Genomic DNA, 21,248 nt, shown 5'->3' with positions numbered 1-21,248 from the left:
CCATGCTGACGCATCGACTGATTCGCGCATACGCGCTCTATACGCTGGGCTTTCTCGGGTTCGTGCTGCTGCTGTGGCGGATCGAGCGCGCGACCGGTTCCGGCGTGTGGATCGGCTATGTGTTCCTGTTCGTGCCGATCGCCGTGTATGCGGTGATCGGACTGCTGTCTCGCACGTCCGATCTCGTCGAGTACTACGTGGCCGGGCGGCGCGTGCCGTCCGCGTTCAACGGCATGGCGACGGCGGCCGACTGGCTGTCCGCGGCGTCGTTCATCGGGCTGGCCGGCTCGCTATACGCGACCGGCTACGATGCGCTCGCGTACGTGATGGGGTGGACGGGCGGCTTCTGCCTCGTCGCGTTCCTGCTTGCGCCCTACGTGCGCAAGCTCGCGCGCTACACGATTCCCGATTTTCTCGGCACGCGCTTTTCGAGCACCGCCGTGCGCGCGCTCGCGGCCGGCGCGGCGATCCTGTGTTCGTTCGTTTATCTGGTCGCGCAGATCCAGGGAATCGGCCTGATCGCGACGCGCTTCATCGGTGTCGACTTCGCGATCGGCATCTTCTGCGGGCTCGCGGGCATTCTCGTATGCTCCTTTCTCGGCGGGATGCGCGCGGTCACGTGGACGCAGGTTGCGCAGTACATCATTCTGATCAGTGCGATCCTGATACCCGTGTCGCTGATCGCAATGAAGAACGGGCTTGGGCCCGTGCCGCAGTTCAATTACGGCAAGCTGATGGAGCGCGTGGCGGCGCGCGAGGCGCAGGTGCGCGACGCGGCCGACGAGCAGCAGGTGCGCGCCGCGTATCGCGGGCAGGCCGCGATCATTCAGACGCAGCTCGATCGTCTGCCGGAGTCGTATGCGGACGCACGCCGGCAGCTCGTCGAACAACTCGCGGATCTGCGGCGCCACAACGGACCGCTGCGCGAGATCAACCAGCGCGAACGCGAGCTGGCCGATTTTCCGCGCGATCCGACGGCGGCGCGCGTGGCCTGGACCCAGGCGCGCGACGACCTGCTCGCGCGGGCCGAGCCGCCCGTGCCGATGCATGAACCGTTTCCCGCCGCGAACGACGACGCGCGCAAGCCGCGCGAGCGGAATTTTCTCGCGCTGCTGCTGTGCCTGTCGCTCGGCACCGCGAGCCTGCCGCACATTCTCACGCGCTACAACACGACGACGTCGGTGGCGTCCGCGCGGCGTTCGGTCGGCTGGACGCTGTTCTTCATCGCGCTGTTCTATCTGAGCGTGCCGGTGCTCGCGGTGATGATCAAGTACGAGATACTCGCGAACCTCGTCGGGCGGCCGATCGCCGAGTTGCCCGCGTGGGTCACGCAGTGGCATCACTTCGAGCCGGATCTGATCAGCGTCGTCGAGGTGATTCGCGATGGCATCGTCCACTGGTCGGAAATCCAGATGCAGCCCGATATGGTCGTGCTGGCCGCGCCGGAGATCGCGGGCTTGCCGTATGTCGTGTCCGGCCTGATCGCGGCGGGGGCGCTCGCGGCTGCACTGTCGACCGCGGACGGGCTGCTGCTGACGATCGCGAATGCGTTGTCGCACGACGTCTATTACTGCATGGTCGCGCCGGATGCGTCGAGTCAGCGTCGCGTGACGATCTCGAAGGTGCTGCTGCTCGGGGTTGCGCTGTTCGCGTCGTATGTCGCGTCGCTCAATACCGGGAAGATTCTGTTTCTCGTCGGGGCGGCGTTCTCGCTCGCGGCTTCGAGTTTCTTTCCGGTGCTCGTGCTCGGCGTGTTCTGGAAGCGCACGACGACGCGCGGGGCGATCGCCGGGATGGTGACGGGGCTCGCCGTTTGTGTGTATTACATCGTGTCGACGTATCCGTATTTCACGCAGCTCACCGGGTTTGCCGGGCGGACGTGGTTCGGGATCGAGCCGATCAGTTCAGGCGTGTTCGGGGTGCCGGCGGGGTTTGCGGTGGCGATCGTCGTCAGTCTCGTTGATCGGGAGCCGGATGAGTATACGCGGGCGTTGGTGGATTATATTCGGCATCCGTGAGGGGCGGCGTGTGTCGGGAAGGCCGGCGGGCCGCGGCTCGGGGAACGCCGCGGTGGGCAGTCCGTAAATGAAAATGCCCGCTGGCGCGGGCATTTGAAGTCTTGGCGGAGAGAGGGGGATTCGAACCCCCGATAGGCGATTAACCTATACACGCTTTCCAGGCGTGCGACTTAAACCACTCATCCATCTCTCCGGAAGAGCGAGAGTATAGCAAACTCTGGCGGCGGCTCGCCACCCCCTTCGACAGTCGGCCGGACCTGGCCCGAAATCTCGCTACCGCCCCCGACTCTGCTATCTTCCCGGGCATTCGACTGCTTCCCAGCCTTCCATGACCGACCGTATCGTCGCCGCCTTCGATTTCGACGGCACCATCACGACTACCGACAGCTTCCGTCATTTCGTCCGCTATGCGGTCGGCACGCCGCGCTTCGCGTGGGCCGGCCTGCGCGCGCTGCCGTGGCTCGTCGCGATGAAGGCCGGCTTGCTGTCGCGCGGCGATGCGAAGGCCAAGTTCGCGTGGTTCGCGCTCGGGCCGATTCGCGACGACGCGCTCGACGCATTGGCGCGCCGCTTCGTCGATGACTATCTGCCGAACCTCGTGCGCCCGGACATGCTCGAACGCGTGCGCGAGCATCAGGCGCGCGGGCACGAAGTCGTGCTGGTCAGCGCGTCGCCGTCGGTGTATCTGGAGAAGTGGGCGAAGACGGTCGGCATCGATACCGTCCTTGCGACGCGTCTCGCATTCGAGCGCGGCACGTTCACCGGGCGGCTGAACGGCGAGAACTGCTGGGGGCCGCAGAAGGTGGTGCGTTTGCGCGGCTGGTGGGGCAATCAACCGCCGACGCAACTGTTCGCGTACGGCGACAGTCGCGGCGACAAGGAAATGGCCGAGCTCGCGAACCGCGCGTGGATTCGCGGGCACGGACCGATGCTGCCGATCGGCGATTGACGCGATACGGTCAGGCCCGACAGCGCCCGCTGGTCAGCACGCAACGCCGTTACACGTCCGCCCGCTGGCCGCCGCGCGCTGCGCGAACCGGACGATCGGAACCGCCGGAACCGCCGGAACCGCCGGAACCGCCGGAACCGCCGGAACCGCCGGAACCGCCGGAACCAGCGGAACCAACCGGACGATAAGTTCCCCAGCGATTCGCGCGCTTGAACGTGCCGACATCATTGAACCGCACACCGACTTCGCGCAGTGCCGCATGCGCGGTGCGCGCGGTCAGCTGCCGGATGTAGAACGGATCGCGCACCACGAAGTGATGAATCGCATGCGTGCTCCCGAAGTTGAAGCAGAACAGCTGGAACGGCAGCATCCACCACGGGTTGAGCACCTGCGTCTGCTGGATCACGTTGCGCGAATCGACGTCGCCGAAGTAATGCATGTTCGAGCTGACGAAGTTGATGCAGAAGCTGCGCACGAAATTCGGCGCGAGCCACACGACCGCGAGAAAATCGACGACGCTCATCACGCGTTCGACACTTGCCGGCACGGACACCGCATGTCCGAACACATGCAGCGCGAACAGCCCTGCGTGATAGACGATGAACGCATGCCACAGCGCGTAATACACGTGTCCGATCGGCAGGTAGGACGACACTTGCTCGACGCGCAATCGCGCACGTTCGGCCGCATCCTGCACCGGCTGCGCGGCCACATACTGCGTGACCTTGCGGCGCATCGCGGCGGGGCGCAGCGCGACGGCGAGCATTCCGTCCGCGATCATCAGCAGCCGCTTCACGCCCCAGCGTTCGCCGTTGGTGATGCCGAATTCCTCGAGATCCGATTCGCCGCCCGACATCTTGTGGTGATGCAGGTGCATGCGCCGCCGCGTCCACGGATTGATCGTGCCCGGCCGCGCGAGCCAGCACAGCGCCATCATCAGGTGATAGGCCCACGGCGTCTTCTTGAAGTACATCAGGTGGATCAGATCGTGCTCGAGCTCGTGGATCAGCGACGTGACGAATGCGGCGAGCGGCAGCGCGACGTACCACGCGATCGCGCCGCGCGCATACAGCCACGCGATCGCGAGCATCGCGCCGACCGATACGGCCATCACGGCCGCGCCGACGAGGTTCTGATTGTCGAGCAGCGGAAATCGCGCGCGGATCGCGTCGCTCGCCGCGTTGACCTCGCGGCGCACATACGCGACCTTGTCGGCGTCGTGGCGAAAGACGGTTCGTGCGGGTGCGTTCATCGACCGGAATCCGTGCTGAAAGAGTGGGGCGCAATGCCGATGTGACAAGCATAGGTGCGCGCGGCGGCGCGCGCGAGAGCCGCCGGTGCCAATGATGGTGTCATTTCGGGCCAGGTGTTGGGCTGCGTTTCGGGTTACGCCGAACGGCGCGTCGGCGGCCCGTGTGCGGCGCCGTCCGGCTAGAGTCCCGCCGTGGTGTCATTGCGGGCCAGCGACGCTACAATCCGCCGAAACTGCTCCGGAGTCCGCCGCATGGCCTTGTCAGCCCCGGATGCCGTGCGCCAGCTGAACAAGGCGACGGTATCGTCCGCGTATGCGCTGTTCATGCTGATGCTCGCCGAGGAGCGCGGCATCGACGCGGGCCGCATCCTCGCGGGCTCGGGCGTCGAGCGCGACCGGCTCGCGCAGCCGGACGCGCGTATCACGCCGCTGCAGCAGGCGGCGATCGTATTCAACCTGCTCGATGCGACGAACGATCCGTCGATCGCGATCGAGATCGGCCTGCGCAGCAGTCTGACGAAATCCGGGCTGATCGGCTTCGGGCTGATGAGTTGCGCGACGCTCGGCGAAGCGATCGCGCTCGGCATCCGCTATCTGCCGACGCGCGTGCCGTTTTTCTCGGTGCGGCTCACGCAGCTCGACGCGACGGTCGACATCGACGTGCTCGAGGCGTTTCCGCTCGGCCGGCTGCGCCAGTTCGCGGTGGAAAACTTCCTGGTCGAGACGGCGATCCTGTTCAACTCGCTGCTCGATCCCGTGCCGGGCCGCACGCTGCAGTCGCGCGCCGAGCTGCATTTCGAATGGCCGGAACCGCCATGGTTCGAGCGCTATCGCGCGCGGTTGCCGCGCTGTCATTTCAATGCGAGCGCGAACCGCATCCGCTGCGACGCCGCGCTGCTCGACGAGCCGATCGGCACCGCGAACGCGCAGACGGCGCAGATGATCGTCCAGCAGTGCGAGGCCGAGCTCGCGCGTCTCGGCTATGCGGAAAGCGTCGTCGAGCGCGTGCGCAATCTGCTGATCTGCGGTGACGCCGGCTATCCGTCGGTGGACGACGTCGCGCGCGAGCTGCACGTGTCGGCACGCACGTTGAAGCGCAAGCTCGCGGAATTCGGCACGACGTATTCGGCGCTGCTCGACGAGATCCGGCTGCGCGATGCGCTCCGGTTGCTCGAGGGCACGCAACTGCCGGTCGATGAAATTGCGGCGCGGGTCGGCTACACCGATCGCGCGAACTTCACGCGTGCGTTCAAGCGCTGGACGGGCGTCGCGCCGAGCGAGCGCCGCTGACGGCGCGGTGGGGCGGTGGGGCGCGGCTCGCCGCTACGCGTGATGCGCGCGGCATCGATCCATCAACGGGTCGAGCAATCAGCCAGTCAGACGCTCAGACGATCGTCACCCAGTTCGCCCCGCGCCCGCCGGCCACGCGCGCGTGCAGTGCAAGCGTGCCGTCGTCCGGCGCGATCGCGTAGACCGTCACGTATTCCGACTGCTCGCCGCACGCGACGAGCCAGCGTCCCGACGGATCGATTGCGAAGCCGCGCGGCTGGGTTTCGGTGGCGGTCGCGTGTGCGGGTTCGAGCGCGCCGTCCGCATCGCGGCGATAGCAGAGCAGCTGGCTCGACGTGCGTTCGCTGACATACGCGAAGCGCTCGTCGGGCGTCAGGTGCAGATCGGCGGCCCACACGGAAGGTTCGCTCGGCGCGGGCGGCCGCGCATGACCTTGCGCGAGGCCCGCAACGGCCGGGTGATGCGCGCTGACCTGTGCGTTGCCGAGGCGCCCGCTCTCGGCGTCGCGCGTGAAGGTCGCGAGCGTCGCCTGGAATTCGCTGACCGCGACGAGCGCATGGCCGTCGCGCGCGAAGCGCAGATGACGCGGCCCGAAGCCGCCCGGCACGCGCGTTTCGCCGTGCTCGACCGCGCGCAGCCCGCCGGCATCCTCGACCAGCGCGAACGTGAAGATCCGGTCCGAGCCGAGTGAGCTCACGTACGCGAACCGGTTGTCCGGCGACACGATCACCGCATGCGCGTTCGCGATGCCGGCCGCGACCTGCAGCGGCGCACCGTCGCCGTCGCGCACGCGCGCGGCATCGTAGACGCTCAGCGAATTGCCGCCGTACGACGCGCCGAGCAGCCAGCGGCCGCTGCGGTCGACCGACAGATACGCATGGCTTGCGTCGATCGCGGTCGCGCCTATGCGGGCGAACGCGCCGGTTGCCGGCGCGACGCGGAACGCGACGATCGTCTGCTGCTCGCCGCGCGTCGCGACGTACAGCCGCGCACGATCGGGCTGCACGGCGATCGGCATCGCGGCGTCGCCGGCCGGGTAGCGGGCGAGCGGCGCGAGCGCGCCGTCGGGCGTGAGCGAGAACGTGGCGAGGTCGCCGTCGGCGGCATTCGAGACGACGACGGTCAGGCGGTCAGTGTTCGGCATGGCGGAGCATCGCTGTGTTCGTAAAGGACTCGTCGGCAGGCAGCCCGCGCGGCGGATCGCTGCGCCGGTGCGTGCGGGCGAACAGCGCGGCGACCGCGGCGACGAGGGACGCGATCGCGAGCGCATACAGGCCGCCCGTGATCGAACCCGTATGTTGCTTCAGATAGCCGAAGGCCGTCGGCGCGACGAAGCCGCCGAGGTTGCCGATCGAATTGATCAGCGCGATCACGGCGGCGGCGACGCGCGTGTCGAGGTAGCCCTGCGGAATCGGCCAGAACAGCGACGACGCGGCCTTGAAGCCGAGCGCGGCGAAGCAGATCGACGCGAACGACCACACGGGATCGCGCGACGTCGACGCGAACAGCCCGCACGCGGCCAGCACGAGCGCGCACGACAGCCAGCGCTGCGGATGCCGCCACTTCGCGGACAGCACCGCGAAACCGTACATCGCGCCGATCGCGATCAGCCACGGAATCGTGTTGTACAGGCCGACCTGGAAATCGGTGAGGCCGCCCATCTTGCGGATGATCGTCGGCAGCCAGAAGGTCGCCGCGTAGATCGTCAACTGGATCGAGAAATACAGGAAGCAGAACAGCACGATCTGCGGGTCGCGCAGCAGCGTCGCGGCCGACACGTGCACCTTCGAGCGCGCGTCGCGTGTCGCGCGTTCTTCCTCGAGCGCGTTCTGGAGCGCCGTGCGCTCTTCGGCGCTGAGCCACGTCGCATCGCGGATGTGCGATTTCAGCAGCAACCAGCTCGCGCCGCACAGCGCGACCGAGAACAGCCCTTCGATCACGAACATCCACTGCCAGCCTTGCAGCCCGAAGCCGTGGATCGACAGCAGCGCGCCGGTCACGGGCCCGGACAACACCGACGCGAACGCGGAGCCGCCAAGGAAGATCGCCATCGCCTTGCCGCGTTCCTGCGGCGGCAGCCACTGCGACAGGTACAGCACGACGCCGGGGAAGAAGCCGGCCTCGGCCGCGCCGAGCAGGAAGCGCAGCACGTAGAACGACGTGTCGTTCCACACGAACGCCATCGCGGCCGCGACGATGCCCCACGTCGCCATGATCCGCGCAAGCCAGACGCGTGCGCCGTAGCGCTGCATCAGCAGGTTCGACGGGACTTCGAACAGCGCGTAGCCGACGAAGAACAGGCCCGCGCCGAGCCCGTATGCGGCCGCGCCGATACCGATCGACGCTTCGAGGTGGCGATCGACGAAGCCGACGTTCACGCGATCGATGTAGTTCGCGACGAACATGACCAGCACGAGCGGCAGCACGTGCCACTTTACTTTGGAAACGGCGGACGCGAGTGGATCGCGGCCGCGCATGGCGGGGGTGGTCAACGGGAGTCTCCGGTCGAATGGCGAACGGGGCGGCGGCCCGCGTCGGCGTCGAAATAGTGAGCTATGTAGTATGTCGTCGTATGACATATTACGCCCGAGATGTCGGGATGACGTCGCGGGTTTACCCGGAAAATACCCAAAATATGGGGAATTTCAGTCGGTGGCAGTCGCATTTCGTCACATATGATGACGTATGACTGCGGCGTCAGCTGCGGGCGCGCTCCGGTTTCGCGCGGCTCCGGGTTGACGAAGGTGAAACGGCAGACGCGCGGCGCGATCGTCATGGTCGACACGCAGGCGGTCCACAAGCCGTTTGCAGGCGAGGGGGGTTACGCTGTCTCGAACGGGGCGTTCCCCGGTGCGTGAATTCAGCGTGCACGATATCCGCGCGAACAGCATCCACGGAAACTGGATGAGGGCAGGCCGGCGCATACGTATTTCCGGCAGACGGCTGCCAGTGCGAGATGACCGAGGAGAAGATCATCGTGGCGAACGCACCGAACGCACCGAACCTCGCGCTCGCGAATCTGCCGACCGACGACGACAGCATGTGTGACGCCGTTACCTCGCGTCGGATGACGCGAATGCGATGATCGGCGCGACGCTGAACGCGAACGGCGGCGATCCCATGCGCTGACGATGGAGCAACGGATCATGCAGGACCGACAACAGGCGCGACATTTCTTTGCGTTCAACGGCGACGCGGACGGCCTGTGCGCGCTGCAGCAGTTGCGGCTCGCCGAGGGCGAGCGCGGCACGCTCGTGACCGGCGTGAAACGCGACGTCAAGCTGCTCGAGCGGATCGACGCACGTGCCGGCGATCGCGTGACCGTGCTCGACGTGTCGCACGACCAGAATCGCGACGCATGTGCGCGACTGCTGCGCGACGGCGCGGCGGTCCGCTACTTCGACCATCACTTCGCGGGCGATCTGCCCGGCGATCCGCGCCTCGATGCGTATATCGACACGGCCGCCGACGTCTGCACGAGCGCGCTCGTGAACCGCTACCTGGGCGGGCGGCACGTGCGCTGGGCAATCGTCGCGGCGTTCGGTGACGAGTTGCCGGCACTCGGCGACGCGCTCGCGCGCGAGCACGGGATCGACGAAGCCGAACGCCGCATGCTGGCCGAACTGGGGCTGTACCTGAACTACAACGCGTACGGGGATTGCGTCGGCGATCTGCATTTCGATCCGGCGGCGCTGGCGGACGCGATGCTGCCGTGCGCGGATCCGCTCGACTTCGTGCGCGGCACGCCCATGTTCGCTGCGCTGCGCGACGGCTATCGCGACGACCTGGCGCGCGCATGCGCGCTCGCGCCGCTGCGTGACGTGCCGGGCGCGACGCTGATCAGGATGCCCGATCATCCGTGGGCGCGACGCGCGACGGGGATTCTCGCGAACGAACGGATGCGCAATGCGCCACACGCCGCGCTCGCGGTACTGTCGCCGCGAGCGCAAGGCGGGCTCGTGGTCAGCGTGCGCGTGCCCGACGGCCGGCCGCTCGGCGCCGACGAGTTCTGCCGCGGTTTCCCGACGGGCGGCGGGCGCAAGCGCGCGGGCGGCATCAACCATCTGCCGGAAGCCGAGTTCGACGCATTCGCCGAGCGTTTCGAAGCGGCGTTTCGTCTCGACTGACTCGCAGGCCCGTGCCGGGCGCCGTGCAGCGACGCCACGGCGCGCGCGTGCTCGTCGCATCCCTGTTTCCTCCCGGGCGCGGCACACGCTTCGAACATCGACATCGCACGACCCTGCCGCGACAATACGCGTCAATTTTCCGTTTCCTGCCGTGAGGTGCCTGTGCCAGCCAAATCGTCCGTTGCGCCTGTCGTCGTATGGTTCCGCGACGATCTGCGTGTGACCGACCAGCCCGCGCTGACGCGAGCGGTCGCATCCGGCCGACCGCTCGTGTGCGTGTATGTCGACGACACGAGCGACGGCGCGCAATGCGCGCTCGGCAGCGCCGCACGCTGGTGGCTGCACGGCTCGCTCGCGGCGCTCGACGCGGCGCTCGCGAGCCATGGCGGCCGTCTGCTGCTGTTGCGCGGCGATGCGCCGCGCGAGATCGAACGTGTCGTGCACGACACGGGCGCGGCGGCCGTGTACTGGAACCGCCGCTATGCGCGGCCGCAGCGCGATGCCGACGCAGCGTTGAAGGCGTCGCTGAAGGCGAGCGGCATCGACGTCGAGAGCAGCAACGGCAGCCTGCTGAACGAACCGTGGGAAGTGCTGACGGGCGCCGGCAAGCCGTTTCAGGTGTTCACCGCGTACTGGCGCGCGGTGCGGCGCGATCGCACGGTGGCGGCGCCGCTGCCGGCGCCGGAGCGGATCGCGTTTCATCCGTGGCCGGCCGGCGTGCGCGAACGTGCGTTGGCACTCGATGCGCTCGCGTTGCGCCCGCACGCGCCCGACTGGGCCGGCGGCCTGCGCGACGCATGGCCGGCACCGGACGAAGCCGGCGCGCATGCGCGGCTCCACGCGTTTTCGGAGAAGTTGCTCGCGGGCTATGCCGATACGCGCGATCGGCCCGACCAGCTCTCGACGAGCCGGCTGTCGCCGTACCTGCGTTTCGGCAATGTGTCGCCGCGTCAGGTCTGGCATGCGGTGCAGGGCGCCGCGCAGGCCGGCGGTGCCGCTTGCGCGGCCGGCGCCGAGAAATTCCTGAGCGAACTCGGCTGGCGCGAATTCAGCCACGTGCTGCTGTATCACTTCCCGGCGCTCGCGACCGCCAATTTCCGCGCGCAGTTCGACGCGATGCCGTGGCGCGACGATTCCGTCGCGCTGCGTGCGTGGCAGCGCGGGCTGACCGGCTATCCGTTCGTCGACGCGGGGATGCGGGAACTGTGGACGACCGGCTGGATGCACAACCGTGTGCGGATGGTCGTCGCGTCGTTTCTCGTCAAGCATCTGCTGATCGACTGGCGCGCCGGCGAGCGCTGGTTTCGCGACACGCTCGTCGATGCGGACGCCGCGAACAATCCGGCGAACTGGCAATGGGTCGCGGGCTGCGGCGCGGACGCCGCGCCGTATTTCCGCATCTTCAATCCGGTGACGCAGGGCCGCAAGTTCGACCCGCACGGCGCGTACGTGCGCCGCTGGGTGCCGGAACTCGCCGGCCTCGACGCGGCGGCGATCCACGCGCCGTGGGACGCGTCGCCGGTCGAACTCGCAACGGCCGGCGTGCGGCTCGGCGCCGACTATCCGGCGCCGATCGTCGATCACGACGGCGCGCGGCGTCGTGCGCTCGATGCGCTCGCCGGGTTGCCGAAACGTCGCTGAGCGCGACCGCGTAGCGCCGCGTGTTCGGATGCGCCGCGCCGCACGTCGCGCTCAATCGCAGAATGCCGCGTGCTCGAGCAGTGCGAGCGCGATACGGGAATCGAAGTAGGCGGCGCCGCACCACGCGACGAACGCGAGCACGACGGCCGCCAGCACCGCGCGGATCACGCCCATGCCGGCTTGCGCGGCGCCGGACGCGCGATGCGTGCGTCGTCGATCGGCAGGTGCAGCAGGGCCGCTAGCACGCCGAGCGCGATCGAGCCGATCCACAGCGGCAGGTACGAATGCGTTGCGTCGTACACGAGCGCGCCGAGCCATACGCCGAAGAAGCTGCCGAGCTGGTGCCCGAAGAACACGAAGCCGAACAGCGTCGCGATGTAGCGCACGCCGAACACCTGCGAGATCACGCCGTTCGTCAGCGGCACCGTGCCGAGCCACGTGAGGCCCATCACCGCCGCGAATACGTAGACGCTCGCGGGCGACAACGGCGCGGCGACGAACGCGGCCATCGCCAGCGCGCGCACGAGATACAGCACCGACAGCACGTACTTGCGCCGCAGCAGGCCGCCGAGATGGCCGCATGCATAGGTGCCGGCCACGTTGGTCAGCGCGATCAGCGCGAGCGCGACGCTCGCGTGGCGAGCGGGCAGGCCGTGATCGAGCAAGTACGCGGGCAGGTGAGTTGCGATGAACGCGAGCTGGAACCCGCATGCGAAGAAACCGGCATTCAGCAGCCAGAAGCCGCGATGCGCAAACGCTTCGCGCACGGCCGCGCCGATCGACTGGTCGGGGCCTTCCGGGAGGCTCGCGGCTTGCGCGGGCCGGTCGCGCACCACGGCGGCGAGCGGCGCGAGCACCGCGGCGACGAGTGCGAGCGCGATGAACGCATGCTGCCAGCCGATGCCGCCGATCAGCACCTGCGCGACGGGCACCATGCAGAACTGGCCGAGCCCGCCGATCGCGCCCGCGACGCCGAGCGCCCAGCTGCGCCGGTCGGGCGGGAACAGCCGGCTCAGCGCGCCGTAGATCGACGCGAACGCCGACCCCGACAGCGCGATGCCGATCACGAGTCCCGCGCCGAGCGTGAACACGGCGGCCGACGCGGCCAGCGCCATGATCGCGAGTCCGGCTGCATACAGCAGCATGCCGGCAACGATCACGCGCACCGACCCGAAGCGGTCGGCGATCATCCCGGTGAACGGCTGCGCGAGGCCCCAGATCAGGTTCTGCAGCGCGAGCGCGAGGCCGAACGCCTCGCGCGACCAGCCGTGGTCGAGCGTGACGGGCGCGAGGAACAACCCCTGCACGTGGCGAATGCCGAGCGCGACGCCCATGATCAGTCCGCCCGCGAGCACCGGCAGCCAGCGGCGCCGGGTGTCTTGTCCGATCGGGGTCATGCGTGTCTCCGGATGCGTGTTAGCGGCGCGACGGCCGCGTTCGATCCGATTAGACGATCCGGCCCGATGACGTTCAAGCGACGATTCGGTCGCGTTCGCATGCGTGGCGGGAATGCGATGGCGGCGGTGCGGGCGGGCGCGCGACGTGGGAGAGGCGGGAGGTCTGGAGACTCTGGAGGCCGGCGAGACTCGCAACGCGCGGGCGGCGGTGCATGACGCCCCCTGCGACCCGCGCGGCCGGTGCGGCGCGAGCGGCCAAGGCAGCCGAGTCACGGGATCGGCGATCGCCTGATGTAACGCAACGCAACGCGACTCGCCGCGCAGCGCCGCACGCGCATCGGCCTAACGCTGAAACATGCTCGCCGCTACCGCGGCGTCGCATCATACGCGCGGATCGCGGCGTCGCATTCGGCCGCTTCGGCGACGATCCAGTCGCGCACGTCGGCGACTTCGCGGCGCGGTGCCGGATCATGACGGAACAGCCAATAGCCGTACGTATCCGCCAACGCGTGCGAGAGCGGCCCGAGCACCGCGAGCCGGCCGTCCGCGAGCATCGGCTCGACGAGCGCGAGCCGTCCGAGCGCGACGCCTTGACCGGCGATCGCAGCGTGGATCACCTGATCGTACTGATTGAAGCGCAGCACACCCTTCGGGCGCGCATCGCCGAGCCCGGCCGCGTGCAGGTGCGCGCGCCACTGCAGTCGCGTTTGCGGCGGGCCGTCGAATTCCAGCAGCACGTGCTCGGCGATCGCGGCCGCATCGGTGACGGGCCGCGCGGCCAGCGCCGGGTGCGCGACCGGCACGACGATCTCGTCGAACAGATGCAGCGCGCCGGCCGGCGCGCGCTCGCGCGGGCAGTAGCGGATCCCGAGGTCGATGCCTTCCGCGCGCAAATCGAGTACCTTGTCGTTCGCGGCCACGCGCAGGTCGATGCCCGGCAGGCGCGCCTGCAACCGGCCGAGCCGCGGCAGCAGCCACAGCGCGGTGACGCCGATGCTCGCGGTGATCGTGACGGGCTGGCGTTCGCGCGCGGCGGCGAGTGCCGCGACGGTGTCCTGCAGGCTGAGCAGCGCGGCATCCGCGACGCGGAACAGCCGCTCGCCTTCCGGCGTGAATGCGATTTTCCGATAGCCGCGCTGCAGCAGCGCGACGCCGAGATGCGCTTCGAGCGCATGCACCTGGCGGCTGACCGCCGACTGCGTGACGCACAAATCCTGCGCGGCGAGCGTGATGCTCATGCGGCGGCCGACGGCGACGAAGCCGCGCACGAGGTCCAGCGACGGGAGGCGAACGAGCGGCGTTGACATGCGTAGGGCTCATGCGAACGGATCAGCAAGATTGGTTGAGAACGCGGGGCGCGTCAAGTTCAATGGAGGCTGGCCGATCGGGCAGGGCGCCTGGCGATGCGGCGCACCGGGCAGGAGACAGAATGACGATTTCGAACGAAGCAGGCGACGCGGCGCGCAGCGCCCACGCGACCGGCCAAGCGGCCGGCCAAACAGCCGATCAAACAGCCGACCAAACAGCCGACCAAACAGCCGGCCAAACAGCCGGCCACCCGCCGGGCGCGTTGCCGCCGGAGCCCATAACGCTGACGGCGGCCGACGGCTACCTGCTGCGCGGCCACGTGTGGCGGCATCGCGGCGGCGGCGCCGTGCGGCCCGTGACGGTCATCAATTGCGCGACGTCGGTGCGCTGCGACTATTACTTCCGTTTCGCGGCATGGCTGTTCGCGCAGGGCCGCGACGTGCTCGTCTACGACTATCGAGGTATCGGCGGATCGCGCCCCGCGCGTCTCGCGACGCTGCGCGCGAACTGGCTCGACTGGGGCCGGCTCGATTGCGAGGCTGCGCTGCAGTATGCGCGCGACGCGTTTCCGGGCCAGCCGCTCGACGTCGTCGCGCACAGCATCGGCGGCTGCGTGCTCGGGCTCGCCGCGTCGAATGCGCACGTGCGTCACGTGGTGACGGTCGGCGCGCAGTATGCGTACTGGGGCGACTATCGGCCGGAAGAGCGGCGGCGCATGTGGTGGAAGTGGCACGTCGCGATGCCGGCGCTTGCGGCCGTGTTCGGCTACGTGCCGGCGAAGCGGCTCGGCTGGATGGAGGACACGCCGCGCGGCGTCGCGCTGTCGTGGGTGCGTTCGCAGCCGCGCTTCGAGGACGCATATACGCGCGGCCCGCTCGCCGAGCCCGCCGCCAGCCGCGCGGCATTGCCGGCCCGCTTCGCACGGCTGTCGGCGCCGATGCTCGCGATCGGCATCGACGACGACGGCTTCGGCACGGTCGACGCGATCGAGCGGCTGGCCGGCTACTACACGGGCAGCGACGTCACGCATCTGCGGATCGCGCCGCGCGACATCGGCGTCGATGCGATCGGCCACTTCGCGTTCTTCCACAGCCGCTTCACCGACACGCTGTGGCCGGTCGCGCTCGACTGGCTGCGGCATGGCGCGCTGTCGGCCGATGCGCCGGGCCGCGTGCATGCACGTCATCCGGCTCGGCGCGCGACACCGGCGGGAAGCGGCGTGCCGGGTGCCATCGCGCACGGCTGAACGCGCACGTGCGCGCGACCCGGCAAGCAGGCGGACGCCTCGACGAAGCGGTGGCGCCCGCGATACGGCGAGTGTGCGAGCCCGACCCGAACGCGCCGGTTCAGCTCCGGCGCGATCGATTAACATCGCACGTTTGATCCGACTGGCCGCTGCCTGCCGATGTCCGCTCCACCCGATTCCGAGATGCCTGCCGATCCGTCCCGCGCGTGGCGCGCGAACATGCTGGACGTGCCGCCTGCCGCGTCGCGTGCCGGCGTGCAGGTCGCGCGCATCGACTTCGACTGGCATGTGCCGCTCGCGTCGCCTGCCTACGCGGCGCTAAGCGACGCCGAGCGCGCGCGCGCCGCGCGCTTTCTGCGGTGCGAGGACGCGGTGCGCAGCGCCGCCACGCGCGCCGCGCTGCGCGACGTGCTCGGTGCGGCGCTCGGCACCGCGCCGAAGGACATCGTGATCGTCGTCGACGAATCGGGGCGGCCGTCGCTTGATCCCGCGCATCGCGCGTCGCTCGATTTCAACGTGTCGCACGCGGGCGATCACGCGCTGATCGCGTGGGCGGCCGCGGCACGCGTCGGCGTCGATATCGAACGCTGCGGCCGCACGGCCGACTGGCGCGCGCTGGCCGCCGAAGTATGCGCGCCGGCCGAGGCCGCGTATCTCGACAAGCTGCCGCTCGCCGAGCGCGCCGACGCGTTCATGCGCGTGTGGTCCGCGAAGGAGGCGCTGCTGAAGGCGCTGGGCACCGGCATCGTCGGCGGACTGCGCGCGTTCGCGGTCGTGCCGCCGCGCGATCCGGCGACGCCCGCGACGACGATCGTCGAGCCGGCCGCGCCGGCCGCCGGCGTGGCTGCGTTCGACGCGAGCTGGTTCGACGCGGCACCAGGCTACGCCGCGTGCGTCGCATGGACGCGCTAAAGCCGCGCGCTTACTCGAGCGGCGCGTCGTTCGGCGCCGCGTAGCGCGCCTTGATCGCATCGCTCATCGGAAAGTCGAACGCGAGCCCCTTCGGCGGCACCGGCTTCATGAACCATTTGTCGTAGAGCGCGTTGATCTCGCCGCTCTTCATCAACTGCACGAGCACGCCGTCGACGAGCGCCTTGAACTGCGGATCGTCCTTGCGCAGCATGAATCCGTAGGCTTCCGACGATTGCGGCGTGCCGACGATCGCCCAGTCGGCCGGCTTCGCCGCGAGCTGGCGCACGCCGGCGAGCAGCACGTCGTCCATCATGTAGGCGGCCGCGCGGCCCGATTCGAGCGTGAGGCGTCCTTCGCCGTAGTCCTTCGCGCTGATGATCTGCATGTTCATCTTCTTCTCCTCGTTCATCTTGCGCAGCAGGCGTTCGGACGTCGTGCCCTGATTCGTCACGACCGTCTTGCCGGCGAGATCGGGGAAGTCGCGGATGCCCGAGCTCGTGCGCGTGAGCAGGCGCGTCGTCGCAACGAAGAAGGTGGTCGAGAACGCGACCTGCGCGTGCCGCGCGGCGAGGTTGGTCGTCACCCCGCATTCGAGATCGACGGTGCCGTTCTGCACGAGCGGGATGCGGTTCTGCGACGTTACCGGGATGAAGCGCACCTGCAGATCGGGCTTGCCGGTGCGCGCCTTCACCGCCGCGATCACGCGATCGCACAGGTCCTGCGAGAAGCCGATCACCTTGCCGCTCGCGTCGACGTACGAGAACGGCACCGACGTCTCGCGATGGCCGATCGAGATCAGGTTCGCCTGCCGGACTTTTTCGAGCGTGCCGGACGGCGGCTCGGCGGCGAGCGATGCGCCGCACGCGAGCGCGCAGACGGCGACGAGCACGCTGCGGCCGAACAGCGCGGTCAATCGAGGCGGGATGGTCATGGCGGGTCTCCGTTAGCGGACTGCAGGGAAGGGTGGATTCGTATGTTGCCAAAAACAAAAAGATTGCAACATATGTTAATTGGCCGACTTGACGGCCCTGTGGCGCGGGCCGCGCCGGGCATCAGGGAAACTCCCGAGTCGAAATCGTGAAAACGGACTTGTCTAGACAAGTTCCGGTGGCTACACTGCAATCCATCCCGAACTTGTCTAGACAGGATTGCTCACATGATTACGTTGACCCCCGGCCACCTGACGCTCCCGCAACTGCGCAAGATCGCTCGCGAGCCCGTGCAGCTGCAGCTCGACCCGGCCAGCTTCGCGAAGATCGACGCAGGCGCGAAGGCCGTCGCCGACATCGCGGCGAAGGGTGAGCCGGCATACGGCATCAACACGGGCTTCGGCCGTCTGGCCAGCACGCATATTCCGCACGACCAGCTCGAGCTGCTGCAGAAGAACCTGGTGCTGTCGCACGCGGTCGGCGTGGGCGAGCCGATGGCGCGCTCGTCGGTGCGTCTGCTGATGGCGCTGAAGCTGTCGAGCCTCGGCCGCGGCCATTCGGGCATCCGTCGTGAAGTGATGGACGCGCTGATCACGCTGTTCAACGCCGACGTGCTGCCGCTGATTCCGGTGAAGGGCTCGGTCGGCGCGTCCGGCGATCTCGCGCCGCTCGCGCACATGTCGGCCGTGCTGCTCGGCGTCGGCGAAGTGTTCATCCGCGGCGAGCGCGCAAGCGCGCTCGACGGTCTGCGCGTCGCGGGCCTCGCGCCGCTGACGCTGCAGGCGAAGGAAGGCCTCGCGCTCCTGAACGGTACGCAGGCATCGACTGCGCTCGCGCTCGACAACATGTTCGCGATCGAAGACCTGTACCGCACCGCGCTCGTCGCGGGTGCGCTGTCGGTCGACGCGGCAGCGGGCTCGGTGAAGCCGTTCGACGCGCGCATCCACGAACTGCGCGGCCATCAAGGCCAGATCGACGCGGCAGCGTCGTACCGCGAACTGCTCGAAGGCTCGCCGATCAACCAGTCGCACCGCGACTGCGACAAGGTGCAGGATCCGTACAGCCTGCGCTGCCAGCCGCAGGTGATGGGCGCGTGCCTAGACCAGATGCGCCACGCGGCCGACGTGCTGCTCGTCGAAGCGAACGCCGTGTCGGACAACCCGCTGATCTTCCCGGATACCGGCGAAGTGCTGTCGGGCGGCAACTTCCATGCGGAGCCGGTCGCGTTCGCGGCCGACAACCTCGCGCTCGCCGCATCGGAAATCGGTGCGCTGGCCGAACGCCGCATCGCGCTGCTGATCGACGCGACGCTGTCGGGGCTGCCCCCGTTCCTCGTGAAGGACGGCGGCGTGAACTCCGGGTTCATGATCGCGCACGTGACGGCGGCCGCGCTCGCATCGGAAAACAAGACGCTCGCGCACCCGGCATCGGTGGACTCGCTGCCGACCTCGGCGAACCAGGAAGACCACGTGTCGATGGCGACGTTCGCCGCGCGCAAGCTCGCCGACATCGCGGACAACACGAAGCACATCCTCGCGATCGAACTGCTGGCTGCCGCGCAAGGCGTCGATCTGCGCGCGCCGTACCACACGAGCCCGAAGCTCGCGCCGGTGATGGAAACGATCCGCAGCAAGGTCGCGCACTACGAGCTCGATCACTACTTCGCGCCGGACATCGCGGTGATCGCGAAGCTGGTCGGCGAGCGTGCGTTCGCGAAGGTCGCGCCGTTCTCGTTCGCATCGGAACAGTAAGCTCATGAGCGCGCCGGTCTACCAGGAGATCAAGGATTTCATCCTGGGCCGCATTCACGCCGGCGAGTGGGCGGAGGGCGACCAGGTGCCGTCCGAGAACGAGCTGGCGCGCGAGTTCAAGGTCGCGCGCATGACCGTCAACCGCGCGTTGCGCGAGCTGACGGCCGAGCAGGTGCTGACGCGCATGAAGGGCGCGGGCACCTACGTCGCGCGGCCGAAGTACGAATCGACGCTGGTGGCGATCCGCAGCATCTCGGAGGAGGTCGACGCGCGCGGGCATGCGTATCGCGCGAGCGTGCTCGGCCTCGAGACCATCCGCGCCGACGAGGCGCTCGCCGACGAGATGCAGGTGGCCGTGCGCGCGAAGCTGTTTCATTCGCAGGTGTTGCACTTCGAGAACGACGAACCCGTCCAGCTCGAAGAACGGTGGGTGAACCCGGCGGTCGCGCCGGATTATGCCGAGCAGGACTTCACGAACACGACGCCGAACCTGTACCTGATGCGCGCGGCGCCGCTGCAGCGCGTCGAGTACCGGATCGAAGCGGCGGCTCCGGCGCCCGAGCGGCGCGAGCAGCTGCGGATGGCGGACGTCGAGCCGTGTCTGGTTCTGCATCGGCGCACCTGGTCGCAGGGCGTCGTCGCGTCGGTGGCGAATCTGTGGCATCCCGGCAGCCGGTATCGCTTCACCGGGCATTTCTGATTTCTCAATGATCCTCAATTTCCCTCGGGAGCAGTCGTCATGAACCATCCGAAACACATCGATCCCCGTCTCGACCCGACGCGCACGATCCGCGCGCCGCGCGGCAGCGAGAAAGTCTGCAAGACCTGGCTGGCCGAAGCGGCGTACCGGATGATCCAGAACAACCTCGATCCGGAAGTCGCCGAGCATCCGCACGCGCTCGTCGTGTACGGCGGCATCGGCCGCGCGGCGCGCAACTGGGAATGCTACGACCAGATCCTCGCGTCGCTGAAGGATCTGGAAGAGAACGAAACGCTGCTGATCCAGTCGGGCAAGCCGGTCGGTGTGTTCCGCACGCACAAGGATGCGCCGCGCGTGCTGCTCGCGAACTCGAACCTGGTGCCGCACTGGGCGACCTGGGATCACTTCCACGAGCTCGACCGGAAGGGCCTGATGATGTACGGCCAGATGACGGCCGGAAGCTGGATCTACATCGGCAGCCAGGGCATCGTGCAGGGCACCTATGAAACCTTCTTCTCGGTCGCGAACCAGCACTTCAACGGCGATCCGTCGGGCCGCTGGATCCTGACGGGTGGCCTCGGCGGGATGGGCGGCGCGCAGCCGCTCGCGGCGACGATGGCCGGCTTCTCGATGATCGCGGTCGAATGCGACGAGACGCGCATCGATTTCCGACTGAAGACGCGTTACGTCGACAAGAAAGCGACGACGCTCGACGAAGCGCTCGGCATGATCGACGAAGCGAAGCGCACCGGCAAGCCGGTGTCGGTCGGCCTGCTCGGCAACGCGGCCGACGTGTTCGCCGAACTCGTGCAGCGCGGCATCACGCCCGATTGCGTGACCGACCAGACGAGCGCGCACGACCCGATCAACGGCTACCTGCCGCAAGGCTGGACCGTCGCGCAATGGCGCGAGGCGCAGAAGGTCGATCCGCAAAGCATCGTGAAGGTCGCGAAGCAGTCGATGGCCGTCCAGGTGCGCGCGATGCTGACGCTGCAGGAACGCGGCGCGGCCACGCTCGACTACGGCAACAACATCCGCCAGATGGCGCTGGAAATGGGCGTCGAGAACGCGTTCGACTTCCCGGGCTTCGTGCCGGCGTACATCCGCCCGCTGTTCTGCGAAGGCAAGGGCCCGTTCCGCTGGGTCGCGCTGTCCGGCGATCCTGAGGATATCTACAAGACCGACCAGAAGGTGAAGGAACTGATCCCCGACGATCCGCACCTGCACAACTGGCTCGACATGGCGCGTGAGCGCATCGCGTTCCAGGGCCTGCCGGCGCGGATCTGCTGGGTCGGCGTGAAGGATCGCTACCGCCTCGGCCAGGCATTCAACGAGATGGTGAAGAACGGCGAACTGAAGGCGCCGATCGTGATCGGCCGTGACCACCTCGACACCGGTTCGGTCGCGAGCCCGAACCGCGAGACGGAATCGATGAAGGACGGTTCGGACGCCGTCAGCGACTGGCCGTTGCTGAATGCGCTGCTGAACACCGCAGGCGGCGCGTCGTGGGTGTCGCTGCACCATGGCGGCGGCGTCGGGATGGGTTTCTCGCAGCACTCGGGCGTCGTGATCGTCGCCGACGGCACGGCTGACGCGCACGAACGTCTGGGCCGCGTGCTGCTGAACGATCCGGCCACAGGCGTGATGCGCCACGCGGATGCCGGCTACGAGCTCGCGCAGCAGACGGCTCGCGAAGCCGGCCTGAAGCTGCCGATGCTCGGCCGCTGA

The 21,248-nt window shown here is 68.4% G+C and carries 18 protein-coding genes, 1 tRNA gene and 1 pseudogene; 11 read left to right on the top strand and 9 right to left on the bottom strand.

Translation table 11 applies throughout. The features are described from left to right. Positions 1-2 precede the first annotated feature (2 nt). On the top strand, positions 3-2,018 hold the full coding sequence (locus tag BSE24067_RS23890; protein ID WP_151065163.1) for a sodium:solute symporter family protein: 2,016 nt from the start codon (positions 3-5) through the stop codon (positions 2,016-2,018). A 102-nt stretch (positions 2,019-2,120) separates the two neighbouring features. On the opposite strand, the gene BSE24067_RS23885 is transcribed toward BSE24067_RS23890, so the two are convergent. Then, positions 2,121-2,211, bottom strand: a tRNA-Ser gene (locus BSE24067_RS23885). Positions 2,212-2,346: 135 nt separating this feature from the next. Here BSE24067_RS23885 and BSE24067_RS23880 point away from each other — a divergent pair. Further along, positions 2,347-2,967 (top strand): HAD family hydrolase, encoded by a 621-nt coding sequence (locus BSE24067_RS23880; protein WP_151065164.1) that lies wholly within the window; start codon positions 2,347-2,349, stop codon positions 2,965-2,967. 181 nt (positions 2,968-3,148) lie between these two features. Here BSE24067_RS23880 and BSE24067_RS23875 read toward each other — a convergent pair. Next, positions 3,149-4,219, bottom strand: a pseudogene (locus tag BSE24067_RS23875) (fatty acid desaturase); the annotation flags it as partial. A gap of 252 nt (positions 4,220-4,471) precedes the next feature. Between BSE24067_RS23875 and BSE24067_RS23870 the strand changes: the two are divergent. Then, the gene (locus BSE24067_RS23870; RefSeq protein ID WP_151065165.1) at positions 4,472-5,509 is read left to right on the top strand and encodes an AraC family transcriptional regulator; all 1,038 of its coding nucleotides are present in this window, start codon (positions 4,472-4,474) and stop codon (positions 5,507-5,509) included. Between the two features lie 94 nt (positions 5,510-5,603). Here BSE24067_RS23870 and BSE24067_RS23865 read toward each other — a convergent pair whose 3' ends face one another. The 3 genes from BSE24067_RS23865 to BSE24067_RS23855 are packed head-to-tail and all read right to left on the bottom strand — an operon-like array spanning position 5,604 to position 8,294. Further along, a complete protein-coding gene (locus BSE24067_RS23865; protein WP_151065166.1) occupies positions 5,604-6,653 on the bottom strand; it encodes a lactonase family protein in 1,050 nt (349 codons plus the stop codon). Beyond that, positions 6,640-7,986, bottom strand: coding sequence for an MFS transporter (locus BSE24067_RS23860; protein WP_151065167.1), 1,347 nt, complete (start codon positions 7,984-7,986; stop codon positions 6,640-6,642). The genes BSE24067_RS23865 and BSE24067_RS23860 overlap by 14 nt, the downstream gene beginning before the upstream one ends. 11 nt (positions 7,987-7,997) lie before the next feature. After that, complete coding sequence (locus tag BSE24067_RS23855; protein WP_170297483.1) at positions 7,998-8,294, bottom strand: hypothetical protein; 297 nt, start codon at positions 8,292-8,294, stop codon at positions 7,998-8,000. A gap of 171 nt (positions 8,295-8,465) precedes the next feature. On the opposite strand from BSE24067_RS23855, the gene BSE24067_RS32840 reads away from it, so the two are divergent. From BSE24067_RS32840 to BSE24067_RS23845, 3 genes are all read left to right on the top strand, one after another. Continuing rightward, the gene (locus BSE24067_RS32840; RefSeq protein ID WP_279612902.1) at positions 8,466-8,594 is read left to right on the top strand and encodes a hypothetical protein; all 129 of its coding nucleotides are present in this window, start codon (positions 8,466-8,468) and stop codon (positions 8,592-8,594) included. A gap of 61 nt (positions 8,595-8,655) precedes the next feature. After that, positions 8,656-9,636 (top strand): acetyltransferase, encoded by a 981-nt coding sequence (locus BSE24067_RS23850; RefSeq protein WP_151065168.1) that lies wholly within the window; start codon positions 8,656-8,658, stop codon positions 9,634-9,636. Positions 9,637-9,798: 162 nt separating this feature from the next. Further along, positions 9,799-11,277 carry a cryptochrome/photolyase family protein gene (locus tag BSE24067_RS23845; protein ID WP_151065169.1) on the top strand — a complete coding sequence of 493 codons (1,479 nt, stop codon included), beginning with the start codon at positions 9,799-9,801 and terminating at the stop codon, positions 11,275-11,277. A gap of 51 nt (positions 11,278-11,328) precedes the next feature. On the opposite strand, the gene BSE24067_RS32835 is transcribed toward BSE24067_RS23845, so the two are convergent. The 3 genes from BSE24067_RS32835 to BSE24067_RS23835 form a co-directional block, all read right to left on the bottom strand. Next, entirely contained in the window at positions 11,329-11,451 is a 123-nt protein-coding gene (locus BSE24067_RS32835; protein WP_279612903.1) for a hypothetical protein, read from the bottom strand. Then, a complete protein-coding gene (locus tag BSE24067_RS23840) occupies positions 11,442-12,674 on the bottom strand; it encodes an MFS transporter (protein ID WP_151065170.1) in 1,233 nt (410 codons plus the stop codon). Before BSE24067_RS23840 ends, BSE24067_RS32835 begins: the two co-directional genes overlap by 10 nt. A 365-nt stretch (positions 12,675-13,039) precedes the next feature. Continuing rightward, the gene (locus BSE24067_RS23835) at positions 13,040-13,981 is read right to left on the bottom strand and encodes a LysR substrate-binding domain-containing protein (protein WP_151065171.1); all 942 of its coding nucleotides are present in this window, start codon (positions 13,979-13,981) and stop codon (positions 13,040-13,042) included. Between the two features lie 122 nt (positions 13,982-14,103). On the opposite strand from BSE24067_RS23835, the gene BSE24067_RS23830 reads away from it, so the two are divergent. After that, a complete protein-coding gene (locus BSE24067_RS23830) occupies positions 14,104-15,228 on the top strand; it encodes an alpha/beta hydrolase family protein (RefSeq protein WP_174904877.1) in 1,125 nt (374 codons plus the stop codon). Between the two features lie 159 nt (positions 15,229-15,387). Beyond that, positions 15,388-16,140: a 4'-phosphopantetheinyl transferase family protein gene (locus tag BSE24067_RS23825; protein ID WP_151065172.1), complete on the top strand. Its 753-nt coding sequence runs from the start codon at positions 15,388-15,390 to the stop codon at positions 16,138-16,140. Positions 16,141-16,150: 10 nt separating this feature from the next. Here the strand turns inward: BSE24067_RS23825 and BSE24067_RS23820 are convergent, their stop codons facing one another. Continuing rightward, positions 16,151-17,071: a glutamate/aspartate ABC transporter substrate-binding protein gene (locus tag BSE24067_RS23820; RefSeq protein WP_151065173.1), complete on the bottom strand. Its 921-nt coding sequence runs from the start codon at positions 17,069-17,071 to the stop codon at positions 16,151-16,153. Between the two features lie 225 nt (positions 17,072-17,296). Here BSE24067_RS23820 and hutH point away from each other — a divergent pair, with 225 nt between their 5' ends. Genes hutH through hutU form a run of 3 tightly spaced genes read left to right on the top strand, consistent with a single transcriptional unit; the run spans position 17,297 to position 21,248 of the window. Further along, positions 17,297-18,820, top strand: a complete 1,524-nt coding sequence (gene hutH, locus BSE24067_RS23815; protein WP_151065174.1) for a histidine ammonia-lyase — start codon at positions 17,297-17,299, stop codon at positions 18,818-18,820. Positions 18,821-18,824: 4 nt separating this feature from the next. Further along, complete coding sequence (gene hutC / locus BSE24067_RS23810) at positions 18,825-19,520, top strand: histidine utilization repressor (protein ID WP_151065175.1); 696 nt, start codon at positions 18,825-18,827, stop codon at positions 19,518-19,520. A gap of 39 nt (positions 19,521-19,559) precedes the next feature. Beyond that, positions 19,560-21,248, top strand: a complete 1,689-nt coding sequence (gene hutU, locus BSE24067_RS23805; RefSeq protein WP_040144611.1) for a urocanate hydratase — start codon at positions 19,560-19,562, stop codon at positions 21,246-21,248.

Origin of the sequence: Burkholderia latens (assembly GCF_902499045.1) — a bacterium.
Classification (GTDB): domain Bacteria; phylum Pseudomonadota; class Gammaproteobacteria; order Burkholderiales; family Burkholderiaceae; genus Burkholderia; species Burkholderia latens.
The sequence above is the reverse complement of the archived record's forward strand: the minus strand, read 5'-3'. Positions and strand labels throughout refer to the sequence as shown.